Here is a 26,445-nt window from a genome sequence, read left to right on the forward strand (position 1 = left end):
GGCCCCTGATTGAACGGCCGTTTCCGGGGATAGACTCACGTTCAGAGGAATCGTGCTGCAGAGGAGCGTAAGACATGGCGATCATCGACAGGGACACGCAAGTCCGGCCATCATTCGACGACGAGGTCGCTGCCACGCAGCAATACTTCGACGACCCGCGCTTCTCCCGCATCACCCGCCTCTTCACCGCCCGCCAGGTAGCCGAGCAGCGCGGCACCATCCCCACCGACTACACCGTTGCCCGCAACGCGGCGGCCGCCTTCTACGAGCGGCTGCGCGAGCTGTTCGCTGAGAAGAAGAGCATCACCACGTTCGGCCCGTACTCGCCCGGTCAGGCGGTCGCGATGAAGCGGATGGGTATCGAGGGGATCTACTTGGGCGGCTGGGCGACCTCGGCCAAGGGCTCCACCACCGAGGACCCCGGACCCGACCTCGCCAGTTACCCGCTGAGCCAGGTTCCCGACGACGCCGCGGTGCTGGTGCGCGCGCTGCTGACCGCCGACCGCAACCAGCAGTACCAGCGCCGGCGCATGAGCGAGCAGCAGCGGGCCACCGCCACCGAATACGACTACCGGCCGTTCATCATCGCCGACGCGGACACCGGCCACGGCGGCGACCCGCACGTGCGCAACCTCATCCGCCGCTTCGTCGAGGTCGGCGTGCCGGGATATCACATCGAGGACCAGCGGCCCGGCACCAAAAAGTGTGGCCACCAGGGCGGCAAGGTGCTGGTCCCGTCGGACGAGCAGATCAAACGCCTCAATGCCGCGCGCTTCCAGCTCGACATCATGAAGGTGCCCGGCATCATCGTCGCCCGCACCGACGCCGAGGCGGCCAACCTGCTCGACAGCCGGGCCGACGAGCGCGACCAGCCGTTCCTGCTCGGCGCCACCAACCTCAACATCCCCTCGTACAAGTCGTGCTTCCTGGCGATGGTGCGCCGCTTCTACGAGCTGGGCGTCAAAGACCTCAACGGCCATCTGCTGTATGCGCTGCCCGAGGGGGAGTACGCCCAGGCAGCGGCCTGGCTGGAGCGCCAAGGCATCCAGGGCGTGATCTCCGACGCCGTCAACGCCTGGCGCGAGAACGGTGAACAGTCGATCGACGACCTGTTCGACCAGGTCGAGTCGCGATTCGTGGCGGCCTGGGAAGACGACGCCGGGTTGATGACCTACGGCCAGGCCGTGGCCGACGTGCTCGAATTCGACGCAAGTGAGGGCGAGCCGGCCGACATGAGCGCCGACGAGTGGCGGGCCTTCGCGGCGCGTGCGTCGCTCTACTCCGCCAAGAAGAAGGCCAACGAGTTGGGCGTCGACCCGGGATGGGACTGCGAGTTGGCCAAGACCCCCGAGGGTTACTACCAGATCCGCGGCGGCATCCCCTACGCCATCGCGAAATCACTGGCGGCGGCGCCGTTCGCAGACATCCTGTGGATGGAGACCAAGACCGCCGACCTGGCCGACGCCAAGCAGTTCGCCGACGCCATCCACGCCGAGTTCCCCGACCAGATGCTGGCCTACAACCTGTCGCCATCGTTCAATTGGGACACCACCGGCATGACCGACGACCAGATGAAGCAGTTCCCCGAGGAACTGGGCAAGATGGGCTTCGTCTTCAACTTCATCACCTACGGCGGGCACCAGATCGACGGCGTGGCGGCCGAGGAGTTCGCCACCTCGCTGCAGCAGGACGGCATGCTGGCGCTGGCCCGCTTGCAGCGCAAGATGCGCCTGGTCGAATCCCCGTACCGCACACCGCAAACCCTGGTCGGCGGCCCGCGCAGCGATGCCGCGCTGTCCGCCTCGTCGGGTCGCACCGCCACCACCAAGGCGATGGGCGAGGGTTCGACCCAGCACCAGCACCTGGTGCAGACCGAGGTGCCGAAGAAGCTGCTCGAGGAGTGGCTGGCGATGTGGAGCGAGAACTACAGCCTCGGCGAGAAACTCCGCGTGCAGCTGCGGCCCCGCCGGGCCGGCTCGGACGTGTTGGAACTCGGCATCTACGGCAACGACGACGAGCAGCTGGCCAACGTCGTCGTCGACCCGATCAAGGACCGGCACGGCCGCAGCATCCTTCAGGTGCGCGACCAGAACACCTTCGCCGAGAAGCTACGGCAGAAGCGGCTGATGACCCTGATTCACCTCTGGCTGGTGCACCGCTTCAAGGCCGACGCGGTGATCTACGTGACGCCGACTGAGGACAACCAATATCAGACCTCGAAGATGAAATCGCACGGCATCTTCAGCGAGGTCTATCAGGAGGTCGGCGAGATCATCGTCGCCGAGGTCAACCGCCCCCGCATCGCCGAATTGCTGCAGCCCGACCGGGTCGCGCTGCGCAAGCTGATCACCAAGGAAGATTAGCCAGCGACCCGACGGCGGCCGTCTCATCGATCGATGTCGCGGCCGCTGACGGCTTGCATCCGATCTAGCCCGACGCATGCCGGCGCGTCATCCGTGTGCGCCCAGCGGCGTGCGTTATTTGTGACCTCGCCGAGTCTCGGCTCGTTGGCGCGCGCCACACCAAGAATTCACCCTACATACAGTTGCAGAAGTGTAGGATTTCGCTTGTAACAAACGTGCGTTCAGATTTAACAAACGCGCCCGAACAGGAAGGAGCGCCTGATGAGAACCACAATCAAGAAGGCGATCGCCGCGTTCGGTGGTGCGGCAGCGGCTATTTTGGCGGTCGGATTCGGCCCTGCCGGTGTTAGCCCGGCGGACAACGCACCGGCGGCGACCATGCATCGGTCACCCGGCGTCGCGCCGACCCAGCCCGGCCCGGCCCCGGCCGGCGTGCACGTCGCCACGCTCGTCGGCTGCGTCCCGGGAGCGAATTGCTAGCCGACCACCGTGTGCGATGGCCCATCACACCAGCGTGATGGGCCATCTTCGTGTTGCGCAATCTCGCCGCCGAAAACTGTTTGCGCGGTGGCGCCCGGGGGTAAGAAAAAGTGGGCGGCGCGAAGTGGCGCAAGTGGAGATTGGGGGATCTGATGAGGTCTGGACCGAGGACGGCGGTCGCATTGTTCGGCGGTGCGGCGATGCTGGTGCTATCGGTCGCCTGCGGCGGCGGTCACAAGAATGGCCCGAGCAGCACCACCACTTCGACGACCACGCCGTCGTCCAGCGTTGCGCCCTCCACTGCGCCCGGTGGCGGTGGCGGTGAACCGGGCGGCCCGACCGGCGGTGGCGGACCCGGCGGTGGCGGCGGCAGCGTGCCCGGCGGCCCGACCGGTGGCGGCGGACCCGGTGGCGGCGGCGGCAGCGTGCCCGGCGGCCCGACCGGTGGCGGCGGTCCCGGTGGCGGCGGCGGCAGCATTCCCGGCGTCGGCGGTGGCGGCGGCGGACCTGGCGGCGGCGGCGGTTGCGTCGGCAACGTCTGCGGCGGCTACTGACGCCGAGTCCCGTTGAGCCAGTTGTAGAACGACCACAAACACTTGTTACCTAGCCGGTGGGGCCGGGATTACCTGGCCCCATCGGCTGAACCCTTTCTGGGCCTAGGGCCGAGCCCGCAATCCGAGTTATGGTTCTCCGCAACTCGGATGCAAGGGGACTTCAATGTCGAAGCTCAGGTTCGGATACTTCATCGCCCCGTTCCACCGCGCGGGCACCAACCCGACGCTGGCCCTGCAACGCGATCTTCAGTTCATCGAGCACCTCGACGCCCTCGGCTTCGACGAAGTCTGGTTGGGCGAGCACCACTCGGCCGGCAGCGAGATCATCAGCTCCCCAGAGGTTTTCATCGCCGCCGCTGCCGAACGTGCGAAGCGGATCCGGTTCGGTACCGGGGTCATTTCGCTGTCGTATCACAACCCGCTCTGGGTCGCCGACCGGCTGATGCTGCTGGATCACCTCACGCACGGTCGCATCATCGGCGGAGTGGGGCCGGGCTCGCTGCCCAGCGACTCGTCCATGATCGGACTCACCCCCACCGACACCCGAGAGTTGCTCGAAACCAACCTCGATATCGTCGTGCGGCTGCTGGCGGGGGAGACGGTCAGCGCTAAAACGGCCACCCATCAGCTCTTCGACGCCAAGCTGCAGCTTGCGCCCTACTCCGACGGTGGGATCCCACTGTCCGTCGCCGCCGTCGCATCGCCGACGGGCGCACGGCTGGCCGGCAAGCACGGCATCGGCCTGCTCTCCATCGGTGCCACCCTGACCGTGGAGGGTTTCAACGCGCTCTCCTACCACTGGGGCATCGTCGAGGAGCGCGCCGCGGCCTTCGGTGCGCAGGTCGACCGCAAGAACTGGAGCCTGGTCGGTCTGTTCCACCTCGCCGAGACCGAAAAGCAGGCCCGCGAGGAGGTCAAGTTCGGCATCGAGCCGTGGTTCCGGTACTTCCAGAAGGTGGCCGCGTTCCCGCAGATGACGATGCCGGGCGACCAGCTCGACGAGATGATCGACGTCATCAACGACAACGGGGCGGGAGTGATCGGCACTCCCGAGCGGGCACGGGAGCAGGTGCAGCGGTTGTGGGATCAGTCCGGCGGGTTCGGCTGCATGCTGCAGATGGGGCACGAATGGGCCAATCCGGCCGCCACCAGACGCTCCGCCGAACTGTTCGCCGCCGAAGTGATGCCGCATTTCCAGGGTCAGGCGCGGCCAACCCTGGATGCCGCCGCGCGCGCCGGACAGGCCCGGGAGAGCTTGGCGCAGTCGCAGTTGGACGCCGTCGCGCACATGACCAAGAAATATCAGGACGAGGTCGGCGCGAAGTAGCGGCTCGGGCACCGCAACCGGGTGAGCGCGGTTCGCAGCCCGGGCATTTCGCGCCCGGCTTCACACCCAGACGACAGCCTGGTCTCAGGGGGCGGCTAGGGGCGCGGCGCAAATCTGGAGGATGACCACCAACACCCCTCGCCCCACCCGCGCCGGCGGACGCCGGCGGCGATCACTGCTCGGACTGGCCGGCGTCGCGGTGCTGGCCGTCCTGGCCCTGAACGACGCGGCGCAGCCCCAGACCGCCGGAATCATGCCGGGATCCGGATCGGTGCGCCTGGCGGATTTGGCCATCTCACCCCAGGCGCCGCCGGGTGTTGCCGGCGGCGGCTTCGCCGCCGATGACGACGACGATCAAGCCCAGCTGCAGCAGCAGCTGAACCAGCAGCAGCTGCAGCAGTCCATGCAACAGGCCGAACAGCAAAACGAGCAGGCCCAACAGCAGTTCAATCAGGACATGCAGCAGCAGCAGACATACGAGAACCAGTTCAACAACCCGTAGCTCGTGCACCAAAGCGTGGCGGCCGCACCAGAAAGCTAGCGCCCGCCGTTGGATTCGCGCTCGGCCGCCTTCACCAGCCGGCCGGCGAAAAACCGCACCGCCCCGCCCATGGCGGCGCGCATCAGCGGACCCGTCCCGCGAACGCCTTCGGTGAACGAACCGGTCCAGCGGATGTCGGTTCCGCCCGCCGCGTTGGGCGTGAGGACGACCTCGCCGGCGTAGTCCTTGGCCGGGGTGGCGGGCCCCACCAGCTTGTAGGCGTGGCGGCGGTCCTGCTCGTACTCGACCGTTTCCTCCTGCACGTAGACCGGCCACATTCCCACCTTGCGGACCGCCCCGATGCCGCCCGGCGCGGGATCGCCCTGGCGGGCCCAACTCGAGTGCATGACAATCGGCTTGGCCCACCGCGACCAGTTGGCCCCGTCGGCCACCAGCCGGAACAGCGTCGCGGCGGGCGCGCTGCTGGTGCGGTTGATCTCGAAAGAAAAGTTCCGGCCCGGCATGACAACTCCTGGTGGTAGCAAACGGACGGCCCTGGACGCCGCTCGCCGGTAGGCTACCGCCCGCGCCGGTCCTGAGCCGGATCGGGTTGAGCGTCGCTATTCGTCCGTTGATCGAAGGTCTGCAGGAGACGGCGAATGCGCCCGCCGCTCTTGATGTTTGCCGATTCACCGCGCGGGGACCGTCGCACCGGCCTGCCTAGACTGCAGTCATGAATCGCGGTGCGCGGCACGACGGCCCAGACGGCCTGCTTCGGATCGAGGACTGCCTGGACGCCAGTGGCGCTGTCGTGCTGCCCCCCGGGGTCAACCTGATATCGCTCATCGACCGCAACATCGCCAACGTGGGTGACACCGTGGCGTACCGCTATCTCGACTACAGCCATTCGGCCGAGGGCGATGCCGAAGAGGTGACGTGGACCCGGTTCGGCGTCCGACTGGAAGCCATCGGCGCCCGAATCCAACGAGCCGCGAGTCGCGGTGAGCGCGTTGCGGTCCTCGCGCCCCAGGGCATCGACTACGTCGCCGGCTTCTACGCGGCGGTCAAGGCCGGAACCATCGCGGTGCCGTTGTTCGCGCCGGAACTGCCCGGGCATGCCGAACGCCTGGACACCGCGCTGCGCGATTCCGAGCCCACCGTCGTACTCATCACGACGGCCGCCGCAGAGGCGGTCGAGAAGTTCCTGGCCGGCCACCCGCACCTGCGCCGGCCGCAGGTGATCGCGATCGACCAGATACCCGACTCGGCGGGGGAGTCGTTCGTGCCCACCGAACTCGGCATGGACGACGTTTCCCACCTGCAGTACACGTCGGGCTCCACCCGGCCGCCGGTCGGCGTCGAGATCACCCACCGCGCGGTGGGCAGCAACCTGGTGCAGATGATTCTGTCGATCGACCTGCTGGACCGAAACACTCACGGCGTCAGCTGGTTACCGCTCTACCACGACATGGGTCTGTCGATGATCGGCTTCCCGGCCGTCTACGGCGGCCATTCCACGCTGATGTCTCCCACCGCATTCGTGCGACGACCCCAGCGATGGATCCGGGCTCTGTCCGACGGGTCGCGGCAGGGCAACGTCGTCACCGCCGCACCGAACTTCGCGTACGAGTGGGCCGCACAGCGCGGCCTGCCCGGCCGCGATGCGGACCTCGATCTGCGCAACGTGGTGATGATCATCGGCTCCGAACCGGTCAGCATCGACGCGATCAGGACCTTCAACAAGGCGTTCGCGCCCTACGGGTTGCCGCGCACCGCGTTCAAACCGTCCTACGGCATCGCCGAGGCAACGCTGTTCGTCGCGACCGTCGCCCCTTCCGCGGAGGCGACGGCGGTGTATTTCGACTCGGAACGGCTGGGCGCCGGACACGCGGTGCGCGTCGACGCGGATTCTCCCAACGCCGTCGCGCAGGTGTCTTGCGGTCAGGTCGCGCGCAGCGAATGGGCCGTCATCGTCGACCCGGCCACCGGATCCGAATTGCGGGACGGCGAGGTGGGCGAAATCTGGTTGCAGGGCAACAATGTTGGACGCGGCTACTGGGGACTGCCGGAGGAAACGCGGCGAGCGTTCGGCGCCGTTCTGCGATCGCGGCTCACCGACGGCAGCCACGCCGAGGGCGCCGACCGCGAACGCGCCTGGCTGCGCACCGGCGACCTGGGCGTGCATCTCGCCGGTGAGCTGTACGTGACCGGCCGGATTGCGGACCTGGTGACGATCGGCGACCGCAACCACTACCCGCAGCACATCGAGGCCACCGTCGCCGACGCTTCCGAGGTGGTCCGGCGCGGCTATGTGACGGCGTTTTCCGTGCCGGCCGACGATGACTCCCATGACCCGCGGCTCGTCGTGGTCGCCGAACGCGCCGCCGGCACCAGCCGCCAGGATCCTCAGCCGGCGATCGAGGCGATCCGCTCAGCCGTCCGGCGGGGGCACGGTCTGACCGTCTCGGACGTGCGGCTGCTGCCCGCCGGTGCCATCCCCCGGACCACCAGCGGCAAACTGGCCCGCAGGGCCTGCCGGGCCGCATACCTCGCCGGCACCCTGGGCGTCCACTAGCGGGCGGGCCGTACGCTCAAAAAGCCCTGCGCACGAACCGGGCTGGCTAGTCTCCACTCGGAGGCGCGAGATGGTTCTCAAGATGAGGGTGTCGCCGGATTTGATCGGCGGCGACGTGGAGGCCGGCTACGGCAAGGTGGCCGACGCGTTCCGGGCGACCTTTCGCGACCGCGCCGAAGTCGGCGCCGCCGTCGCCGTCTACCGCGACGGCGTCAAAGTCGTCGACCTGTGGGGCGGCTACCGGAACGGGTTGACCAAGGATCCGTGGCGGGCCGACACCATGGTCAATATGTTCTCCACGACCAAAGGCGTCGCCGCCCTGGTCGTAGCGGTGGCGGTGTCGCGGGGACTGATTTCCTATGACGCCCGGGTCGCGGATTACTGGCCGGAATTCGCGCAGGCCGGCAAGGGCGACGTGACCGTCCGCCAACTCCTGGGCCATCAGGCCGGCGTCTGTGCGCTGACACCGAAGCCCGCGCTGGCCGACGTGGCCGATCCGGAGCGGCTGTCCCCGATCCTGGCTGCCCAGGCACCGGCGTGGCGACCGGGTACCCGGCATGGCTATCACGCCATCACCCTCGGCTGGTACGAATCCGAGTTGATCCGCCGAACCGACCCCGCCGGGCGCACGCTGGGCCGATTCCTGGCCGACGAAATCGTCGCCCGCTGGGGACTCGACCTGCACATCGGACTCCCGGAGGCGGTCGACCGCAGCCGAGTGGCCCATATCCACAATTGGGCGCGCGCGGAGACGATGCTGCACCTAGGCGTCATGCCACCGGGATTCGTGGGCGCTTCGCTCAACCCGGTCGGCCTGACGGCGCGCACAATCGCGGTCCCGCGCGGTGTCAACCCGTTCAACGGCGATTACAACCGCGACGACGTGCGGGCGGTCGAGATCCCGTCGGCCAACGGCATCGGTACCGCCAGGTCGGTGGCGCGTATGTACGGCAGCGCGGCCTGCGGCGGCGCTGAGGTGCCGCTGAGCCCCGGCACCCTCGAGGCGCTGACGGCACCGGCGATGTCCCCGAGCCGCGGCGTGCGCGACAAGGTAATGCACATCGATGTGGCGTATTCGCTCGGTTTCTGTAAGCCCGTCCCGCAGTTCGTGTTCGGCTCGTCGGACAAGGCCTTCGGCACCCCGGGCTTCGGGGGATCGTTCGGTTGCGCCGACCCGGACACCGGTGTCGGCTTCGCCTACGTCATGAACCGGCTCGGGTTTCACCTCTGGAGCGATCCGCGGGAACTGGCGTTGCGGCAGGCCTTGTTTCGCGACGTGCTAGGGGTGCGCCCGCAGAGTTGACGTCAACGCCGGCGGCCCTGGTGGCATCCTGGCCATGTGGGTTTGGTTTTCCGGTTGGCGGAGCTGTTGATCGTCATCCTGCCGCTGACGGGCGCGATCGTGGCCGCCGTACGCGCGTTCGGCGCCTACCGGCGGCGCGGCGACGAGGAGTTGCGGGGCGTCGACCGGACACAACTGCCGGACCCTGCCGCCGCCGAGCGTGCCGGCGGGAATCAAGCGGCCCAGTGGCGCTCGATCCGGCGGATCCTCGATGAGCACGGCCGCACGGATGCGCGCTGGCTTGGGTACGAACTCGACGTCGCCAAGCTGCTGGACTTCCCGCTGATGACCGACATGCGCGACCCGAACACGATCGCGTTTCACAAAGCCAAGCTTCGCGCCGACTTCCTGCGGCCGGTCAAGGCCGAGGATCTGCTCGACGACCGCGACGGCGCCGCGCAGTACATGGCGGCCGTCGAGGACTACGTGACCGCGTTCAACGCCGCCGAGGCCGAGGCGATCCGCAGACGCCGCAACGATTTTTCCCGGACGGAGCAGCAGCGAATCGCGCGGGCGCAGAGCCTGTTGCGGGTGGCGGCCGATCCGGAGGCTGCGCCGCACGAACGCCAGCGCGCCTACCAGGTGGCCCGCAATGAACTCGACGGGCTGCTGGTCTTGCCCTCGGCGATACAGGCGAACATCGAGCGCGGGATCTCCGGCGAGCTAGAGCGATAGGGCCGACGATCCGATGACCGCAACACCCGACCCGCCGGCCGCCGAACCGAATGGGCCGAGCGGTCTCGAGGGGTATCCGCTCACCCCACCACCGCTGCCCCGGCCGGTGACGTTCGACCAGCACTGGCGCGACCTGACCTTCATCCACTGGCCGGTGGCCCCCGAAAGCATCGAACCGATGTATCCTCCCGGAACCCGTCCCGACATCTTCGCCGATAGGTTGACGTACGTCGGGCTGGTCCCGTTCGCCATGAGCAGCACCAAAGTTGGTTCCGCACTTCCCCTTCCGTACTTCGGCAGCTTTTTGGAGACGAACGTACGGCTCTACTCGATCGACGACGCCGGCCGCCACGGTGTGCTTTTCCGGTCTTTGGAAACGGCGCGGCTGGCCGTCGTACCCCTCACCCGCATCGGTCTTGGCGTCCCCTACACCTGGGCCAGAATGCGGATGCGGCGCGACGGCGACCACATCGCGTACGACAGCGTGCGCCTATGGCCTCAGCGCGGCTTACGCAACCGGATCGAGATCGTCGTTGGCGAGGTGGTCGAACCGACGCCGCTGGAAGTGTGGCTCACCGCCCGGTGGGGCGCCCATACGCGCAAGGCGGGCCGGACGTGGTGGGTGCCGAATGAGCACGGGCAGTGGCCGCTTCGCGCGGCCGAGATCGTCGAGCTGAGCAGCGAACTGGTGGAGGCGGCCGGGGTGCGGCCGGCCGGCGAGCGGTTGCGCGCCCTGTATTCCGGTGGTGTGCGAACGCGTTTCGGCCGCCCGCGGCCGGTGCGGTGAGTACAGAGCTACGGGCAGGTGTAGCCGCCGTCGATGATGACGTCCGAACCGGTCATGTAGCTGGAGGCCTCGCTGGCCAGATAGACGTAAAGGCCGGTGAGCTCTTCAGGGCGGCCGATGCGGCCGATCGGGATCTTCGGCTCCCATTGGCGGTGGTATTCCGTGAGGGGTTCGACGAGCTCGGTGAGGATGTAGCCGGGACTGACGCTGTTGACCCGGATGTTGTGGGGCGCGAATTCGACCGCCATGGCCTTGGTCAGGTGGATGACAGCCGCCTTGGAGGCGCAGTAGTGGCCAACCCGTTGCGGGACGTTGATGATGGTGCCCGACATCGAGGCGGTGTTGATGATGACGCCGCCGCGCCCCTGGGCGACCATCGCCCGGGCCGCCGCCTGCGCGGTCAAAAAGACACCGGTCACATTGGTGTCCTGGATGCGCTGGAACTCTTGGGGCGACATCTCCAGTATCGGGACGTCCGCGATGATCCCGGCGTTGCACACGGCGACGTCGATACCGCCCAGCTCCGCGGTCACCCGGTCCACCATGCCGTTCACCTGTTCGGGCCGGGTGACATCGCATCGGATCGGCACGACCTTGCCGTCGCCGTCGGCCGCCAGCTCCTCGGCGAGGCTTGCCAAAGCCTCGAAGTTCCGCGCCGCTATCGCCACATCGGCACCGGCCTGCACGTAGGCCTGCGCCACCGTCCGGCCGATACCGCTGGATGCCCCGGTGACCAACGCCCGCTTGCCGCGCAGACCGAACAAGTCCAACACGTTCATTCGATATCCCCATTCATACGAGCGACCAAAACCGAAACACGTTCTAGTGTGTCCGCTATGGGCAGATTCACCAGGGCAGAAATCGATAAGGCCGTCGAGAACTACACAAAAGTCGTCGAGGGATGCAGCGCTTCGGGCGACTGGCGGCCGTTCGCGGACCTCTTCACCGAGGACGTCGTCTACACCGAGCACCACTACGGCGTCTTTCACGGGCGCGAGGCGGTCCGCGACTGGATCGTCGCGGTGATGGCGCCGTTTCCGCACATGCGCTTTCCGTCCGACTGGACCGCCTACGACGAGGACAACGATGCGGTCGTCGTCATGATCAAGAACCTGCTGGACCACCCGACCGACCCGAACGGTGAGCCGTTCTGGTTCCCGAACTGGACCCGGCTCGTCTACGCCGGCGACGGGCTGTTCTCCAGCGAGGAAGACGTTTACAACCCCGACCGTGACGCTCCCGGTGTGGTTGCGGCCTGGATGCAGGCCGGCGGGCAGCTCGCCACGACCGAAATCCTGCAGCCCGGCGCCTAGCGTTGAGGCACGCGCCTAGTGGCGAGGCACGATAGTGCCTGCGCGCCAAGCGCTATCACCGACGCTAGCTTTGTTCTGACTCACCTACGCCATGCCGGCGACCGCCCGCCCGCGTCGCCGCGACCGGACCTTGCGCAACGCCTGCTCCCAGGCGAGCAAGGCCGTGGCTTTCACGTTGGCGGGCTGCACGCTGTCGCGGGACAGCAGCGCCGTCGCGGCGGCCTTCGTGGTCGCCGACGCCTTCGACGTGTGGCCCGAGTCGAACGGCGGCTGCGGGTCGTATTCGATCGCGAGCTGGATTGCCTTCGCGCGCGGTTCGCCGCCGATCTGTGCGGCCAGCCACAGGGCGAGGTCGAGCCCGGCGGACACGCCCGCGCTGGTGACGATGTCGTCTTGATGCACGATCCGTTCGTCGGCCACCGGAACCGCGCCGAATGCCTTCAGCGCGGGGATGGTCAGCCAATGCGATGTCGCGCGCCGGCCCTCGAGTAGGCCGGCGGCCGCCAGAATCACCGAGCCCGAGCACACCGACGTCGTCCAGTTCGCGGTGTCGTGGGCCCGGCGCAACCAGTCCAGCAGCGCGTCGTCGCGGGCATGCACCGGCGTCGACGGGCCGCCCGGCACGAGAATCACGTCGGGCGAAGGGGTTTCGCTCAGCGAGTGGGTGGCGCCGATGACCAGCACGCCGGAGTCGGCGGTGATCGGCCCGGCGTCGTGCCACACGAAGCGCACCTCGGCGCCCGGCAAGTTGCGCAGCACCTCGTACGGACCGATCATGTCCAGCGCGGTGAATCCCGGATAGGCCACAATGGCGATTTGGGTCATCAGTGTCGTCCTTTCGACGTCAGGCGAATGCCTTGCGGTATTGGTCGGGCGAAATACCCACGCGGCGAAGGAAATTGCGCCTCATGGTCTCCGCGGTGCCGAAGCCGCACCGGGCGGCGATCGCGACGACGGTGTCGTCGGTCTCCTCCAACTGCCGGCGCGCGGCTTCGGTGCGGACGCGTTCGACGTATTGACCGGGCGCCTCACCGATTTCGGCGGTGAATACCCGGGTGAAGTGGCGCGGGCTCATCGCGGCCCGGCGCGCCAGATCATCGATGCTGTGCAAACCGCCCGGTTCGGCCTCGATCGTCTCCTGCACCTCGCGGATCGAGTCCCTTCTGGCCCGCGGCATCCACACCGGCGCCGCGAACTGCGTCTGCCCGCCCGGTCGCCGCAAGTACAGCACCAGCCAGCGGGCGACCGTCTGCGCGACCTCGGTGCCGAGGTCATCCTCGATCAGCGCCAGCGCGAGGTCGATGCCCGCGGTGACGCCCGCGGCCGTCCATACCGCGTCCGAGCTCCGCACGAAGATCGGGTCGGCATCGACCTCTACGGCGGGAAATTCACTCGCCAACTTCTCGGCGAAGGCCCAATGCGTGGTCACCCGGCACCCGTCCAGCAGACCCGCCTCGGCCGCGAGAAACGCGCCGGTGCACACAGTCACCATGCGGCGCGCATGGGTGGCGGCGGTCTTGATCCAGGCGACCAGCGCGGCATCGAACCGCGCCGCGTCGACACCGGCGCCGCCGGGCAGCACCACCGTGTCGATCGGGTCGCCGGGGTCGGGCAGCGGGGTCGCCACGAAGGCCAGCCCGGTGGCTGTCTGCACCGGTTGGCCACCAACCGAGGCCATCGCGACGTCGTACGCTCCGCCGGTCAGCAGCGATGCGCCGGTGAACACCTCGTACGGGCCCACCACATCGAGGGCCTGTACGCCGGGAAAGCCGACGATCACCACGTTGCGAGGCATGGATCCAGTGTTGGACACGCCGGGGTGTGTCGTCTACGCCATGCATCCCACCAATTAGGACATGGGACCTGCTCCACGGCTGCCACGGCGGCCTTGGCAGACTGTTGCCCATGGCACAGATAACGTTGCGTGGAAACCCGATCAACACTGTCGGCGAGCTGCCTGCCGTCGGATCCAAAGCCCCGGCCTTCAGGCTGGTCGGCGGCGATCTGGCCGCGGTGAGCAGCGAGCAATTCGGCGGTAAGCCGGTGGTGCTCAACATCTTTCCGTCGATCGACACGCCGGTGTGCGCGAACAGCGTGCGGACCTTCAACGAGCGCGCCGCAGGCGGCGGGGCGACCGTCGTGAACGTCTCGAAGGACCTGCCGTTCGCGCAGGCGCGATTTTGTGGCGCCGAGGGCATCGAGAACGTCACGAGCGGTTCGGCGTTCCGGGACAGCTTCGGTGAGGACTACGGGGTCACCATCACCGACGGTCCGATGGCGGGGTTGCTCGCCCGGGCCATCGTGGTGATCGGCGCCGACGGCAATGTCGCCTACACCGAGCTGGTGCCCGAAATCGCGCAGGAGCCGAACTACGACGCGGCTCTGGCCGCGGCGGGCTGACCTGCAGGCCGCTGCGAGCTAGGGCCGGCCCACCCACTGCGACGTGGCCGCCAGCACCTCTCGGCAACCCCGCCACATCTCTTCGATGATGTCGGCGGCCGGGGGCAGATCCCGGATGCGCCCGGCCACCTGACCCGTGTTGGCCACGCTGGCGTCCATGTCGCCGTCGAAGTAGAGCCGCTGCACGCGTTGCAGTGCCGCGGCGCCCTCCTCGGCAGACGTCGCGGTATCGAGCTGCTCGGCGGCGGGTGTGCGGATCACTCGCATCATTCGCTTGCCGTCGAGGGGCAGCATCACCGTGCCGGTCTCGTCGGCGTCGATGACCGCTTGCTTGAGGTTGCCGTGCACCGGGGAGTCGGCCGAGGCGAGCAGCCGGGTGCCCATCTGCACCGCTTCGGCGCCGAGCACAAAAGCGGCCGCCATGGACCGCGCGTCGCAGATCCCTCCGGCGGCCACGATCGGGACGTCGACGTGGGTCGCCACCAACGGCAGCAACACCATCGTCGACGCGCCGAACCGGTTCTTGAATCCGCCTCCTTCGACGCCTTCGACCACCAGTCCGTCCACGCCGGCGTCGACGGCCTTCTTGGCCGCGGCCAGGGTGCCGACCACGTGGAACACGGTGATGCCCGCATCGTGCAGGCGATCGGTGAACACCGACGGGCTGCCGGCCGAGGTGGTCACGAACCGAATGTCGTTGGCGACGAGCAGGTCCAGCATCGCCGGGTCCCGGTTGAACAACAGCGCAATGTTCGCGCCGACGGCACCACCGGTCAGCTCGCGCACCCGCCGCAGGTCGGCTCGACCCTGATCCGAGGTGGTCTCGATGATTCCCAGCGCACCGGCATTCGACACCGCCGCTGCCAGCGGGGCGCCGGCGATGTAGGTCATCGGCGCCTGGATGATCGGGATGTCGATGCGCGCAAGCGCGCAGACCCGGTTGGGTGCGCGACCCGGGTCGCCGGTGGTCATCGGTCCCGCGGATCGACGAGATTGCGGAAGTTTTCCGACCGGTGCACGGATGCACCCAGGCTTCGCACTCGCTCGGTCAGCGCCCGGTCGGACGTCACGACGCGAAGGTCGTGCGGCGCTGCGTCGGCCGCGACCAGCCGGACGATCTCGTCGTCGGCCGAATTCGCGGCCGCCCTGGGTGCGTGCGCAATCTCTATCGCCGATGACGTGAGGGCCGCTGACGGCGGTCGCTCAAACACCACTGTCACCGTTTCTCCTTGACTCGACGCCCATCGGTCCAGCGTTTCGACCAACGTGACCATGGCACCATCGCGGTCCTTCCACCAGCCGTCGGGGCGGCTTCCGATCACATTCATGCCGTCGACAATCCAGCGCACAATCCACACCGTAAACGACGTGGCGCGGCGGGTGGTTTTCGTTCTGCAGGCCGTGAGTGGTTGATACGGTCACCGGTATCAGTTCCCCGCTGATGCCGTCGCACCCAATGATGGGGGGCCATATGACGTCGATCGCCGATACCGAGGACCGGGTTGTCGCGCTGGCCCGCGGCATGCGGGACCTGGTGCAGGCCGAAGCCGCCGAATCCGAACGCGCGCGCACCCTCACCCCGGCGATCGTCGACGCGATGTGGGGGAGCGGCCTGATGTCGGCGTTCAACCCGGTGGCGGCCGGTGGCGTCGAGCCGTCGTTCACCGGGATGATCGAAACCTGGATCGAGATGGCTTGGCAGGATGGGTCATTCGGCTGGGTGGGCATCGCCAACCTGCCGTCGTCCTTCGCCGCGGCGGCGTACCTGCCCGACGACGGTTTCGCCGAGGTGTTCACCGCGCACGACAACCGGGTCACCATGGGCGGCCAATTCTTTCCCAACGGACAGGGCAACGCCGTCGACGGCGGCTACTTGGTCAACGGCGCGTGGAACTTCGGCTCGGGCACCGGGCACTCCCAATACATCGCGGCGGGATTCTTTCCGATGGACAACGGCGAGATGCGCTGGATCAGTGAGGGTTTCCCCGAGATGCGGGTGGCCGTGATTCCGCGGGAACAGATCAGTTTCAACGACGGCTGGTTCGTGCAGGGGCTGAAGGGAACCGGCTCCTACGACTACAGCGCCGCGGAGGTGTTCGTACCCGAGAGCCGCACGTTCGAGCTGTTCGTGCGTCAGCCCTACCGGGGGACATCGCCGGCCACCAGGATGGGACTGATGCCCGTGACCGCCGCCGGGCACGCGTCGTGGGCGCTGGGCGTGGCCAAGAGCATGCTCGACGACGTCCAGGAGCTGGCCGCGACGAAGTTCCGGATGAGTGACATGGCATCGCTGGCCAGCCGCCCCACCTTTCAGAAGGGACTCGCGCATCACCGCGCGGCCTGGCGTGCGGCACGGCTCCTGGTGCTCGACGCGTTCACCTGCGCCGAAGGCGCGGTGGCGGCGGGGGAGGACCTGACACCGGCGCTGCGTGCCGACATGCGGGTGGCCGCCGTCTACGCCACCGACACGGCCCGAAGCTGCGCCGAATGGGCCCACCTGGTCGCCGGGACCAGCTCGATCCGGGAGGGCAGCCGGCTGGAGCGCGCCTTCCGTGACATCTACACCGGCACCCAGCACGCGTTCATCAGTGAGAAGGTCGCCATCGACGTCGCCCAGATCTGGCTCGGCATCATCGACGACCAGCCCGGGCTGTAGGTCGCCTGCCCCACATCCGGAAACGACGCAACTTCTGGTCATCGGGCAACGGCCGCGGTGGAATCACCGGAACACTCGAAGTCGAGAAGTCAACGGCGCGAGGATACCTGCGATTGTCGTCCGGCACTGCAATACCCTGACGCACAACCGAATTCAATGATTCCGACGGCTGAGCGGAACTACTGACTGCGCACTAGCAGCTTCATCTGCTTATTGCAGCACGTCTCCGCGTGCTCGGTCTCCGATGCGCAGGGACAAGGCTTTTCGTAAACCAGTACCGCTCCGCACTCTTCGCACTCGTAGTGTTGCCCGGCTTCTCGGGACATGATGCCCTCATCTCACGTCGTTTGCCGGACAGCAATTAATTCCGGCGGGTAGACCGATTCGACCGCTAATTCGGCGAAATGGGCCTGAGTCGAATGATGTCGCAGACTCAAGGCGGGAAGTAGGGTCCATCGGCCCTAAACGGAAACACGTCTCCTTAACACCGCTACCATTGCGCGCATGCGCGGCTCGAAAATCCTGATCACCGGCCCGACCGGTCAAATCGCCACCCCCATCGCACGGGCGCTTGCCGCCGACAACGAGGTCTGGGGGATCGCCCGTTTCACCGACCCCGCCGCGCGAGAAGGCCTCGAGAAGGCTGGAATTCGTTGCGAGAAGGTGAATCTGGCGGCCGGCGACTTCACCGGTCTGCCATCCGATTTCGAGTACGTCCTCAACTTGGCGGTGGCCAAGAGCGGCAGCTGGGACAAGGACCTGGCGGCCAACGCGGAGTCGGTCGGCCTGCTGATGGCCCACTGCCGCAACGCGAAGGCCTTCCTGCACTGCTCGTCGGCCGCCGTGTATGACCCGCCCGGCGATGACCCGCGCAGCGAGCGGTCCGCCCTCGGCGACAACCACAAGCCGCTGTTTCCCACCTACTCCATCTCCAAGATCGCCGGCGAAGTGGTCGCCCGATCGGTGGCGCGCGTCGTCGGCCTGCCCACCACGATCGCGCGGCTCAACGTTCCCTACGGCGACAACGGCGGGTGGCCGTTCTATCACATGGAGATGATGCTGGGCGGCATCCCGATTCCCGTCCCGCCCGGTGAGCCCGCCCGCTACAACCCGATACACGAGGACGACATCATCGCGACCATCCCCAAGCTGCTCGAGGTCGCATCGGTCCCGGCGACCACGGTCAACTGGTGCGGCGACCAGACGGTCAGCCTGCAGGAGTGGTGCGACTACCTCGGCTCACTCGTCGGCGCGGAGCCGCTCTTCGAGGCGAGCGAACAGGCGTTGCGCGGCAACCCCACCACCACCGACCGGATGCACGAGCTGATCGGCGGTACCTCCGTCGACTGGCGCGACGGGCTCCGCCGCATGGCGGCGAAATTCCACCCGGACCTCGTCGCCGTCTAGGGCACGGTCGGCCCACCGACCAGCCATCCGGCCTTCGCGACTGCGCCGTGCGCGATCTCGGGGGAAACCTCATCCGCATCCAAGGACTGCGTCGAGCCCATCCGCGTGCGGGTGCTTGACCAGCCGTGTGCACAATGCTAAGCAAGTGCTCAGCACTGAGCGCATTGGGCGCTACGGCGCCACGAGTGGCATACGAAAGGGATCAGATGACGGTGCAGGCGGTATTGGACGACATTCGCAAGCGCCCCGGAACGGGTGACGTCATCGCGGTCGTCGATCCCGCGACCGAGGAGACGATCACCGAATTCACCGACTGCGGGCAGGAAGCGGTCAACGACGCCGCCGTGCGGGCGAAGGCGTCCTTCGAGTCGGGTGTCTGGTCCGAGCTTCCGGGCCGCGAGCGGGCCAAGATCTTGTGGCGCATCGGGGACTTGATCGACGAGCACGCCGAGGATTTCGCCCAACTCGATTCGCTCAACACCGGCATGCCGCTGATGCAGGCCCAGTTGCAGATGTCCACCTGCTCGGAGTTCTTCCGGTACTACGCCGGCTGGTGTTCGAAGATCAACGGCGTCGCCTACGACGTGAAGACCGACGGCATCGCGACCGACAACTACGTCAATATGCACGCGTACACGCTCAAGGAGCCCTACAGCGTGGTGGGCCTGATCTTCCCGTGGAACGGCCCGATCTTCAACGCCAGCGCGAAGCTCGCGCCGGCCCTGGCCGCGGGCGGCAGCCTGCTCGTCAAGCCCGCCGAGGAGACGCCGCTGTCGGCGCTGCTGTTGGACAGGCTCATCCACGAGGCCGGCGTGCCCGAGGGCGTCGTCAACCTGCTGACCGGTTACGGCCACACCGCGGGCGCCGCGATCACCGCGCACCCCGATGTCCAGAAGGTCGCCTTCACCGGGTCGACCGAGGTCGGCAAGGAGATCGTGCGGGCCTCGGCGGACAACCTGAAAAAGGTCACGCTGGAGCTCGGCGGCAAATCGCCGGTGCTGATCTTCGACGACGCCAACCTGGACAACGCGATCATGATGGCATCGCTGGGCATCTTCGTGCACTCGGGCCAGGGCTGCGTGTGCGGGTCGCGCATCTTCGCCCAGCGCGGTGTCTACGACCGGGTCGTGGAAGGCATTGCGATGATGGCGAATTCGTTCAAGCTGGGCGCCCCCAGCGAGGAGGGCTGCGTCAGCGGCCCGCTGATCAGCCAGAAGCAACTGAACCGCGTCATGGGCTTCATCGACGAGGGCAAGAAGGACGGCGTCGAGGTGGTCACCGGCGGCCACCGGCTGGACCGCAAGGGCTACTTCGTCCACCCGACGGTGCTCACCAACGTCGACACCAGCATGCGGCTGTACCAGCAGGAGATCTTCGGCCCCGTGGTCACCATCCTGCCGTTCGACGACGAGGACGAGGCCGTGGCCCTGGCCAATGACACCACCTACGGCCTGGCGGCCACCGCCTGGACGGAGAACCTCGGCCGGGCCCACCGGATCATGCGGCGACTGCAGGCCGGCAGTGTCCAGGTCAATTGCCAGCTGGTCTTCGACCACGATGTGCCGTTCGGCGGCTACAAGCAGTCCGGCTGGGGCCACGAGTTCGGGAAAGAGGGCCTCGAGATCTACCTCAAGACGAAGTCGGTCTGGGCTCAGCTCTAGACCTGTCGTCTCACAACGAAAAGTCCCGGACCGCAAGCAGGTCCGGGACTTTTCCGACGGCCGTCAGACGGGTCAAGAACCCTTGTTGTAGCGGGTGAGGAATCCGACGGAGGCCACCGCGGCGGCGGTTCCGATCACGCCCCACAGCACCAACTGGAAAGCCATCGCGCCGAAGAACCAGCCGAAAGTCATTCCGATGTAGAGCATCCAGATCAGCCGGAAAAAGCTCCAGACCGCGACCAGGCCGGTGCTGATCCCGATGTACAGGCTTCGTTGCCGATCGACACGGTTGATCTGTTCCTGGATGCTGGTCGGCACGATGTTCATTTGCTGTCTTCCTTTCGTAAGGCGCCGCCTCGTTGGCGTCGTCGTTGCGCCAAGTACAGGCCCGCGAACCGGCTACCGATCCCAACCCTGCGCGCGACGACGGCCGCACTACCCCTGCTTCGCGCCGGATGGCAAGGGTCGGGTGGCACGGCTATCGGGGAGTGACGTCACTTGCGGGCACCGGGGCGCGGGTGGGTCAATGCATCTGAACACCTGCGATCGCGGGGGATCGCGTCCGCCGCTCGACTCGAGGGAGGGGTCCCCATGATGAATCCGATCAAGCTCGCCGAACAGGTCGCCGAATCGGTGCTGGCGGTGGGCGGCATCCGGGTGGGCACCGAGGAGCCCAAGTACACGCACCGCCGACTTACCGACACCGTCGAAATCCGCCGCTACGGTCCGCGGATCGCCGCCGAGACGGTTGTCGACGCCGACGAGAACCGCGCCCGCAACGAAGGGTTCCGGCGATTGGCGGGATACATCTTCGGCGGTAATCGGGGCGATCAATCGATCTCGATGACGGCACCGGTCAGCCAGCAGTCGAGCCGGGGCGGCGAGCGGATCGCGATGACCGCGCCCGTCGCCCAATCCGCAGGCACCGAGAGTGGCTGGGCCATCCGGTTTTTCATGCCCGCCAAGTGGACGATGGAGACCCTTCCCGCGCCCAACGATGACCGGGTCCGCCTCGTCACCGTGCCGCCCGCGACCGTGGCGGTGCTGCGATTCAGCGGTGACCGCAGCCCCAAGGCGGTCAGCGCCCGCACGGGCGAGCTTTTGACGATATTGCGGGACAAGGGGATTCAACCGACCGGCAATCCCGAAGCCTGGTTCTACGACCCACCGTGGACGGTGCCGATGCGGCGTCGTAACGAGATCACCGTCGCCGTCGATCCGGCCTCCGTTCCCGACTAGCCGGCACGGCACGGCTACGGTTTGCCGATGATGAATCCTGGGGACAACCCGCACCCGGATGCCGGGCTGCTGACCGGCGTCTCGGAAACGGCGCTTCTCACGCTTTACGGAAGGGCATACCAGGCCGGGCACCCGGACCCGATCATCGACGACCCGACGGCCGTCAGGCTCGTCGAGTCCATCGACTTCGACTTCGAAAAATTCGGCCGCAAGGGCCAGGAGATGGCGCTGCGCTCGCTGGCCGTCGACCAGTGCGCGATCGACTACCTGATCACGCACCCCCGCGCAACCGTCGTCGCGCTTGCCGAAGGCTTCCAAACGTCGTTCTGGCGCCTGGACCGCGCCCTGCCCGACCCGCAATTCACGTGGGTCTCGGTGGACTTGCCGCCGGTCGTCGAACTTCGACAGCGCCTGCTGCCGCATTCCACGCGCATCACCCACCTCGCGCAATCCGCGCTCGACTACGGCTGGATCGACAAGGTCGACGCCCGCCACGGCGTGTTCATCACCGCCGAGGGCCTGTTGATGTACCTGCAGCCCGATGAGGCGCTGGGACTGATCGCCCAGTGCGCCAGCAGCTTTCCCGGCGGCCAGATGTTCTTCGACCTACCGCCGACGATCGTCAAGCACATCGCGCGAAACGGGCTGCGTTCGTCCAAGCGCTACCGGGTGCCGCCGATGCCGTTCAGCCTCTCGGCCCGTCAACTGACGCGATGGGCGCAGACCACGCCCGGCATCCGCGCCGTGCACGATGTGCCGATGCCCAAGGGGCGGGGCGTGTTCTTTGGAACCCTGTATCCCGCGTTGTGGCGGTTCCCGCCGATGAAGCCCTACCGCGGGATCTACGCCCTGCTCGAATTCGGTTGAGCCTCAACCGACCTTGACCACCAGCTTGCCGACGTTCTTGCCGTCGAACAGCATGTTGATCGCGGTCGGCAACTGCTCGAACCCCTCGACGACGGTCTCGAGCGGCGTGAGCTTTCCGGCCTCGATCAGGCCGGCGATCTCGCCGATCGCCTCCGCCGCGCGCCCGAAGTGATCCAGCACGATGAAGCCCTGCACGGTGGCGCGCTGAATGAGCAGGTTGCCGAATGCGCGCGGACCCGGCGGGGGGTCTTCGGCGTTGTAGCCGGAGATCAAACCGCAGAGCGCGACGCGGGCACCGATGTTGAGGCGCGCGAAGATCGCGTCCATCAGATCGCCGCCGACGTTCTCGAAGTCGACGTCGATGCCGTCGGGCGTGGCCGCCGCCAGCTGGGCGGCCCAGTCGTTTGCACGGTGGTCGACGGCCGCGTCGAAGCCGAGCTGATCGGTCAGCAGCGCGCATTTCTCGGGCCCGCCGGCGATGCCGACGACACGAGCACCGACGGCCTTGGCGAGCTGACCCGCGACCGAGCCGACCGCGCCGGCCGCCGCGGAGACGATGACCGTCTCACCGGGCCGCGGCTTGCCGATGTCGCGGATCCCGATCCACGCGGTGAGCCCGGTCATGCCCAGCGCGCCCAGGTAGGCGCTCGGCGAGATGCCCTGCGCGACGTCGACCGGGTTCACCATCGCCGTGTCGTCGAGGACCGCGTACTCCTGCCAGCCGAGCAGGCCTTGCACCTGCTGGCCGACCGCGAATCTGGCGCTCTTGGACGCGACCACCTCACCGAGCCCGGCGGCGCGCATGACCTCGCCGATCCCGACCGGGGGCAGGTACGTCGGGGTGTCGTTGATCCACATGCGGTTCGTGGGGTCGAGCGAAATCCAGCCGACCCGCACGAGCGCCTGGCCATCGCCGAGCTCGGGGATCGCCTCCTCGCTCAGTTCGAAGGTGTTCGGGCCGATGCGTCCGGTGGGTCGTTCGCGAAGCAGGAAGCGACGGTTTCGTCCGGTCATTAGCGCACCGTACCCTCAGCGCAGGCGGGCGTTCTACCCTGCACAAAGGGGGCCGCTCGGCCGGAGGTGCGCTCGATGAAGGTGATGCCGCGAGTTGTCCTGGTATCGATCGCGATTGCGGTCGCCGCTTTCGTCGAGCCCGGATCCGCGTACGCCGATCCGCCGCCCACCCAGGTGATCACCGTGATGGCCGTCGGGCCCGGCGGCGAAGCGATCAACGGCTATCACGTGCTGTCCGGGCCGGACAACGTCGGGCGAGCCAGCGACTGCTCGGAGCCGTCACCGTCGGCGGTGGCCGACAACGTCTACTACTGTTCGCCGAGCGCGGCCGGGGCCGGCACCTGCTGGCCGTCCACGCCGGGATCGCTGCTGTGCGTGGACAATCCGTGGGACAGGCAGCTGCACCGGGTGATGTTCGACGGTCAACTTCCGCCCGTGCACGCGACCGCCAACCCGGACCCATTCGGGCTCACCCTCGACGACGGCACCCGCTGCCTGCTGCGCAACGGCGGCGCCTGGGGTGGGCGGCCCGATGGATACGTCGGCGTCTACGGATGCGGCGGCCCCGGCAGCGACCTTGCCGTGCTGTGGCTGCCCAGCCAGGGCGCCGGTTCCTGCATCGACCGCTCCTCGGCGGCGTGGACCGTCAAGGTCGGTCGCCTCGGCGCACCGGACGCCATCCTTCCGCCACCTGCGACCCGCGCCTTGACCGAGGCCTGGCTCGCCGGGGGCAGGGCTGATCAGTAGGGCGGCACCGGGGCTGCTATAACGCAACGTATGTCAGGCGACGCGCACACGATCACCCATGTTTCCGACACCGCCCGATGGACGGCGTTGCACCGGGCGACCGAATCAGCCCGCCCCGATGCGCTGTTCCGCGACCCACTCGCGGGACGCCTCGCCGGTGCACACGGCCGCGCGATCGTCGACAACGTTCGCTGGACGGATCGCAGCGGTTTTTGGCTGGTCGCGCGCACCAAGCTCATCGACGACGCCATCGCCGACGCGCTCGCGAACGGCTGCGACCGGGTGCTGAATCTCGCCGCCGGCCTGGACACCCGGCCCTACCGCTTAGACCTCCCACCCGATCTCACCTGGATCGAGGCCGATCTGCCCAAGCTGCTCGAGGAGAAGACGCAAATACTCGGCGATCAGACCCCGCGCTGCCGGCTCGAGCGCACAGCGGTTGACCTCGCCGACCCGCGCGCCCGAGACGCGTTCTTCAACAACGCGCTCGACGGTGCGGCGAAGGTCTTCGTGCTGACCGAGGGCCTGTCGATGTACCTCGAGCCCACCGCCGTCGTCGGGCTTTCGGATGCGATCAAGCGCCCCGAGGTCGCGTGGTGGATGCTCGATTTCGCCTTTCCGGGCCTGAAGAAGCGGATCAACAAGAACGTCGCCGGAATTTCGGAAAATGCGCCGTTCAAGTTCGCACCCGACAACGGGCTGGCCTTTTTCGAAGACCTCGGTTGGCGGACCGTGGAGGCGGAGTCGGTACTGGTGGCCGCCCACCGATTGCATCGCCTACCGTTCTGGATGCGTCCGCTTGCCTGGCTGCCTCGACCGGATTTGCGTCGGCCGGGCCGCAAATCGTCGAGTGCGGTCGCCCTGCTCACCCACTGACGGCGGCTCTCACCAAACGCGAATCCAGTCGATGAGCATGTCGGCGGGGTAGCTGCCCGGGCCCGGGTCTTCGCCACCCGAGCCAGCGACCGCGAGGTTGAACACGGGATACGCCGTGTATCCGGGCGCGTTGAAAGGCCAGTCCGGCAGTGAGCTGGCCGGTACGTCGAAGTAGGGCGCCGCGCCGTCGGTGTAGTCCTTCCAGAACCGGATGCCGGCCTCGTCCCACTGCGTGCGCCAGGTATGCCACGCGCTGTCCACCGCGACGTTGTGCGTCTTCCATTCGCCGCCGTTGGCTTTGGCGTGCACGGTAGTGGCCGACGGCCATTTGCCGTTGCCGTACCACTCCATGACGTCGATCTCGCCCTGGTCCTCGTTGCCCAGCCAGTAGGCGGGCCAGGCACCGGGGGTCAGGCAGTCCAGCTTGATCCGTGCCTCCCAGGTGTGGCCGACACCGCCGCGCCACAGACTCTGCACCTTGCCGCTGTAATAGGTGGGGCCGTCCTTGGCGGCGCGCAGCACCAGGTTGGACTTGCCGTCGACGAACACGTTGCGCCGATCATCGCGGTACTGCCCGATGTTCTCGGGTCGTTCCCAGTAGGTCGGGTCCTTGATCGTCTCGCGGGCTTTGGCCACCGCCCATTTCGACGCATCCGGGGCGGAACCGGCCGGGCCGTCGAAATCGTCGGAGAAGATGTAGTTCCCGGATTGGCTGCTGGGCGCAGCGGGCGGCGGTATCCGACCGGCAGGCTCGTCCGGCCGGGGCGGGTAGGCCCAGGCCTTGGGGGCCGGCAGCGTGGCTGCCAGCACGCCGATCCCGGTTGTCAAAATCATGCGGCGGCGATCGATCTCCGGCATAAGCAAGGGACCCTAGCAGCCAACCGTGCACAACGTTGAAACGGAAATTCTGTCGGTGCCTGTCGCTAGGGTTCTGATCGCGGTCGGACCAGCACGGACGACAGCGCGACAGTGGCAACGGATAACGCTCGCGAATTCACGGCCAATTCTCATCTTGGCAGGTGTTTGGTCTCAGGATTCGGCGGGCATTCTGGAATCACGATCCGATAACCACACTGTTGTAGCTTTTGCGGGTGGTACTGAGAGGAGTGACGATCGTGGCGAATACACCAGAAGGCACGGTTATTTTCCTTCAGTCGCATCCGCTATGGGCCGCCGCTAAGCGCCGGGAACGCGAACGCAATGAAGCGATGCGTCGTCATCCCTCGTACCGCGCTCGTCAGCGCGCCGCGGCCGCTGGCAGCCCGGTCGTTCCGATGGTCCGCAACTTCAAGCTGTACTCGAGCGGCAACACTCCGGCCTGAATTCGCTACAAATAGTGGTGACCCCCGTTTAGAACTGGGTGCCGGAAAGATAACGCCGGTCAATGAATAACCCGTCGCGCCGGCCAAACCCCTAGGTTTTGGTTGGGGCATTTACGGCGGGCCAATGTCCACCGACTGGGATGGGCTAATACCGCGTCGTTCGGTATCCCGCGGGCGATGATGGCCGCCGTCGGCCATTGGTTGCGCTCCACGGGCTTGAGCATTCTGCGCGGGGATGTCATGCCCTTCCAGAACCGGTGCGCTGCTTACATCCTCAGGGTGAATTCGTCGGTGACTTCGTCCCGCGGGATCGGCGTCAGACGCGCCATCGCGTCTCCTCTCGGCTGGCGACGCGCATT

The 26,445-nt window shown here is 67.3% G+C and carries 28 protein-coding genes; 19 read left to right on the plus strand and 9 right to left on the minus strand.

Going from position 1 to position 26,445, the window contains the following annotated elements; genetic code table 11:
- Window positions 1-74 precede the first annotated feature (74 nt).
- From aceA to G6N50_RS06330, 5 genes are all read left to right on the plus strand, one after another.
- Window positions 75-2,363: an isocitrate lyase ICL2 gene (gene aceA / locus G6N50_RS06310; protein ID WP_083092561.1), complete on the plus strand. Its 2,289-nt coding sequence runs from the start codon at window positions 75-77 to the stop codon at window positions 2,361-2,363.
- A 261-nt stretch (window positions 2,364-2,624) separates the two neighbouring features.
- Window positions 2,625-2,843: a hypothetical protein gene (locus tag G6N50_RS06315; RefSeq protein WP_083092559.1), complete on the plus strand. Its 219-nt coding sequence runs from the start codon at window positions 2,625-2,627 to the stop codon at window positions 2,841-2,843.
- 152 nt (window positions 2,844-2,995) lie between these two features.
- The gene (locus tag G6N50_RS06320; protein WP_158086037.1) at window positions 2,996-3,397 is read left to right on the plus strand and encodes a hypothetical protein; all 402 of its coding nucleotides are present in this window, start codon (window positions 2,996-2,998) and stop codon (window positions 3,395-3,397) included.
- Window positions 3,398-3,560: 163 nt separating this feature from the next.
- Entirely contained in the window at window positions 3,561-4,724 is a 1,164-nt protein-coding gene (locus G6N50_RS06325) for an LLM class flavin-dependent oxidoreductase (protein WP_083092556.1), read from the plus strand.
- 121 nt (window positions 4,725-4,845) lie between these two features.
- Window positions 4,846-5,226 carry a hypothetical protein gene (locus G6N50_RS06330; RefSeq protein WP_083092554.1) on the plus strand — a complete coding sequence of 127 codons (381 nt, stop codon included), beginning with the start codon at window positions 4,846-4,848 and terminating at the stop codon, window positions 5,224-5,226.
- Between the two features lie 35 nt (window positions 5,227-5,261).
- On the opposite strand, the gene G6N50_RS06335 is transcribed toward G6N50_RS06330, so the two are convergent.
- Window positions 5,262-5,729 carry an SRPBCC family protein gene (locus tag G6N50_RS06335; protein ID WP_083092552.1) on the minus strand — a complete coding sequence of 156 codons (468 nt, stop codon included), beginning with the start codon at window positions 5,727-5,729 and terminating at the stop codon, window positions 5,262-5,264.
- A 209-nt stretch (window positions 5,730-5,938) separates the two neighbouring features.
- Between G6N50_RS06335 and G6N50_RS06340 the strand changes: the two genes are divergently transcribed.
- The 4 genes from G6N50_RS06340 (at window position 5,939) to G6N50_RS06355 (ending at window position 10,584) form a co-directional block, all read left to right on the plus strand.
- The gene (locus G6N50_RS06340; RefSeq protein ID WP_083092551.1) at window positions 5,939-7,780 is read left to right on the plus strand and encodes a fatty acyl-AMP ligase; all 1,842 of its coding nucleotides are present in this window, start codon (window positions 5,939-5,941) and stop codon (window positions 7,778-7,780) included.
- 70 nt (window positions 7,781-7,850) lie between these two features.
- Window positions 7,851-9,083 (plus strand): serine hydrolase domain-containing protein, encoded by a 1,233-nt coding sequence (locus G6N50_RS06345; protein ID WP_083092549.1) that lies wholly within the window; start codon window positions 7,851-7,853, stop codon window positions 9,081-9,083.
- Between the two features lie 36 nt (window positions 9,084-9,119).
- Entirely contained in the window at window positions 9,120-9,797 is a 678-nt protein-coding gene (locus G6N50_RS06350) for a hypothetical protein (protein WP_083092547.1), read from the plus strand.
- A gap of 13 nt (window positions 9,798-9,810) precedes the next feature.
- Window positions 9,811-10,584 carry a YqjF family protein gene (locus tag G6N50_RS06355; protein WP_083092546.1) on the plus strand — a complete coding sequence of 258 codons (774 nt, stop codon included), beginning with the start codon at window positions 9,811-9,813 and terminating at the stop codon, window positions 10,582-10,584.
- Window positions 10,585-10,592: 8 nt separating this feature from the next.
- On the opposite strand, the gene G6N50_RS06360 is transcribed toward G6N50_RS06355, so the two are convergent.
- Window positions 10,593-11,363, minus strand: coding sequence for an SDR family oxidoreductase (locus G6N50_RS06360; RefSeq protein WP_083092544.1), 771 nt, complete (start codon window positions 11,361-11,363; stop codon window positions 10,593-10,595).
- 57 nt (window positions 11,364-11,420) lie between these two features.
- On the opposite strand from G6N50_RS06360, the gene G6N50_RS06365 reads away from it, so the two are divergent.
- Window positions 11,421-11,897 carry a nuclear transport factor 2 family protein gene (locus tag G6N50_RS06365; protein WP_083092542.1) on the plus strand — a complete coding sequence of 159 codons (477 nt, stop codon included), beginning with the start codon at window positions 11,421-11,423 and terminating at the stop codon, window positions 11,895-11,897.
- An 84-nt stretch (window positions 11,898-11,981) separates the two neighbouring features.
- Here G6N50_RS06365 and G6N50_RS06370 read toward each other — a convergent pair whose 3' ends face one another.
- Together G6N50_RS06370 and G6N50_RS06375 are read right to left on the minus strand one after the other, a co-directional pair.
- Window positions 11,982-12,722, minus strand: coding sequence for a DJ-1/PfpI family protein (locus G6N50_RS06370; protein WP_083092540.1), 741 nt, complete (start codon window positions 12,720-12,722; stop codon window positions 11,982-11,984).
- 19 nt (window positions 12,723-12,741) lie between these two features.
- The gene (locus tag G6N50_RS06375; protein WP_083092663.1) at window positions 12,742-13,692 is read right to left on the minus strand and encodes a GlxA family transcriptional regulator; all 951 of its coding nucleotides are present in this window, start codon (window positions 13,690-13,692) and stop codon (window positions 12,742-12,744) included.
- A 110-nt stretch (window positions 13,693-13,802) separates the two neighbouring features.
- On the opposite strand from G6N50_RS06375, the gene tpx reads away from it, so the two are divergent.
- A complete protein-coding gene (tpx, locus tag G6N50_RS06380; RefSeq protein WP_083092538.1) occupies window positions 13,803-14,297 on the plus strand; it encodes a thiol peroxidase in 495 nt (164 codons plus the stop codon).
- 18 nt (window positions 14,298-14,315) lie between these two features.
- Here the strand turns inward: tpx and G6N50_RS06385 are convergent, their stop codons facing one another.
- Window positions 14,316-15,269, minus strand: a complete 954-nt coding sequence (locus G6N50_RS06385; RefSeq protein WP_083092536.1) for an NAD(P)H-dependent flavin oxidoreductase — start codon at window positions 15,267-15,269, stop codon at window positions 14,316-14,318.
- Window positions 15,266-15,646, minus strand: a complete 381-nt coding sequence (locus G6N50_RS06390; RefSeq protein ID WP_083092661.1) for an NYN domain-containing protein — start codon at window positions 15,644-15,646, stop codon at window positions 15,266-15,268. Before G6N50_RS06390 ends, G6N50_RS06385 begins: the two co-directional genes overlap by 4 nt.
- Window positions 15,647-15,768: 122 nt before the next feature.
- Between G6N50_RS06390 and G6N50_RS06395 the strand changes: the two genes are divergently transcribed.
- From G6N50_RS06395 to G6N50_RS06405, 3 genes are all read left to right on the plus strand, one after another.
- Complete coding sequence (locus tag G6N50_RS06395; protein WP_083092534.1) at window positions 15,769-16,953, plus strand: acyl-CoA dehydrogenase family protein; 1,185 nt, start codon at window positions 15,769-15,771, stop codon at window positions 16,951-16,953.
- A 504-nt stretch (window positions 16,954-17,457) separates the two neighbouring features.
- Window positions 17,458-18,360 (plus strand): NAD-dependent epimerase/dehydratase family protein, encoded by a 903-nt coding sequence (locus G6N50_RS06400; protein WP_083092532.1) that lies wholly within the window; start codon window positions 17,458-17,460, stop codon window positions 18,358-18,360.
- A gap of 206 nt (window positions 18,361-18,566) precedes the next feature.
- Window positions 18,567-20,021: an aldehyde dehydrogenase family protein gene (locus G6N50_RS06405; protein ID WP_083092659.1), complete on the plus strand. Its 1,455-nt coding sequence runs from the start codon at window positions 18,567-18,569 to the stop codon at window positions 20,019-20,021.
- Between the two features lie 72 nt (window positions 20,022-20,093).
- On the opposite strand, the gene G6N50_RS06410 is transcribed toward G6N50_RS06405, so the two are convergent.
- Window positions 20,094-20,348, minus strand: a complete 255-nt coding sequence (locus tag G6N50_RS06410; protein WP_083092530.1) for a hypothetical protein — start codon at window positions 20,346-20,348, stop codon at window positions 20,094-20,096.
- 264 nt (window positions 20,349-20,612) lie between these two features.
- Between G6N50_RS06410 and G6N50_RS06415 the strand changes: the two genes are divergently transcribed.
- Together G6N50_RS06415 and G6N50_RS06420 are read left to right on the plus strand one after the other, a co-directional pair.
- On the plus strand, window positions 20,613-21,260 hold the full coding sequence (locus G6N50_RS06415) for an SOUL family heme-binding protein (protein WP_083092529.1): 648 nt from the start codon (window positions 20,613-20,615) through the stop codon (window positions 21,258-21,260).
- Between the two features lie 27 nt (window positions 21,261-21,287).
- Window positions 21,288-22,127, plus strand: a complete 840-nt coding sequence (locus G6N50_RS06420; protein WP_372509895.1) for a class I SAM-dependent methyltransferase — start codon at window positions 21,288-21,290, stop codon at window positions 22,125-22,127.
- Between the two features lie 3 nt (window positions 22,128-22,130).
- Here the strand turns inward: G6N50_RS06420 and G6N50_RS06425 are convergent, their stop codons facing one another.
- Window positions 22,131-23,141, minus strand: a complete 1,011-nt coding sequence (locus G6N50_RS06425; RefSeq protein WP_083092527.1) for an NADP-dependent oxidoreductase — start codon at window positions 23,139-23,141, stop codon at window positions 22,131-22,133.
- Between the two features lie 84 nt (window positions 23,142-23,225).
- Between G6N50_RS06425 and G6N50_RS06430 the strand changes: the two genes are divergently transcribed.
- Window positions 23,226-23,888 carry a hypothetical protein gene (locus tag G6N50_RS06430; RefSeq protein WP_372509904.1) on the plus strand — a complete coding sequence of 221 codons (663 nt, stop codon included), beginning with the start codon at window positions 23,226-23,228 and terminating at the stop codon, window positions 23,886-23,888.
- Between the two features lie 30 nt (window positions 23,889-23,918).
- The gene (locus G6N50_RS06435; protein WP_083092523.1) at window positions 23,919-24,764 is read left to right on the plus strand and encodes a class I SAM-dependent methyltransferase; all 846 of its coding nucleotides are present in this window, start codon (window positions 23,919-23,921) and stop codon (window positions 24,762-24,764) included.
- A gap of 9 nt (window positions 24,765-24,773) precedes the next feature.
- Here the strand turns inward: G6N50_RS06435 and G6N50_RS06440 are convergent, their stop codons facing one another.
- A complete protein-coding gene (locus G6N50_RS06440; protein WP_083092521.1) occupies window positions 24,774-25,622 on the minus strand; it encodes a glycoside hydrolase family 16 protein in 849 nt (282 codons plus the stop codon).
- A gap of 248 nt (window positions 25,623-25,870) precedes the next feature.
- Here G6N50_RS06440 and G6N50_RS06445 point away from each other — a divergent pair, with 248 nt between their 5' ends.
- Window positions 25,871-26,086 (plus strand): hypothetical protein, encoded by a 216-nt coding sequence (locus G6N50_RS06445; protein WP_142275396.1) that lies wholly within the window; start codon window positions 25,871-25,873, stop codon window positions 26,084-26,086.
- The last annotated feature ends 359 nt before the right edge of the window (window positions 26,087-26,445 follow it).

Origin of the sequence: Mycobacterium mantenii (assembly GCF_010731775.1) — a bacterium.
Lineage (GTDB): Bacteria > Actinomycetota > Actinomycetes > Mycobacteriales > Mycobacteriaceae > Mycobacterium > Mycobacterium mantenii.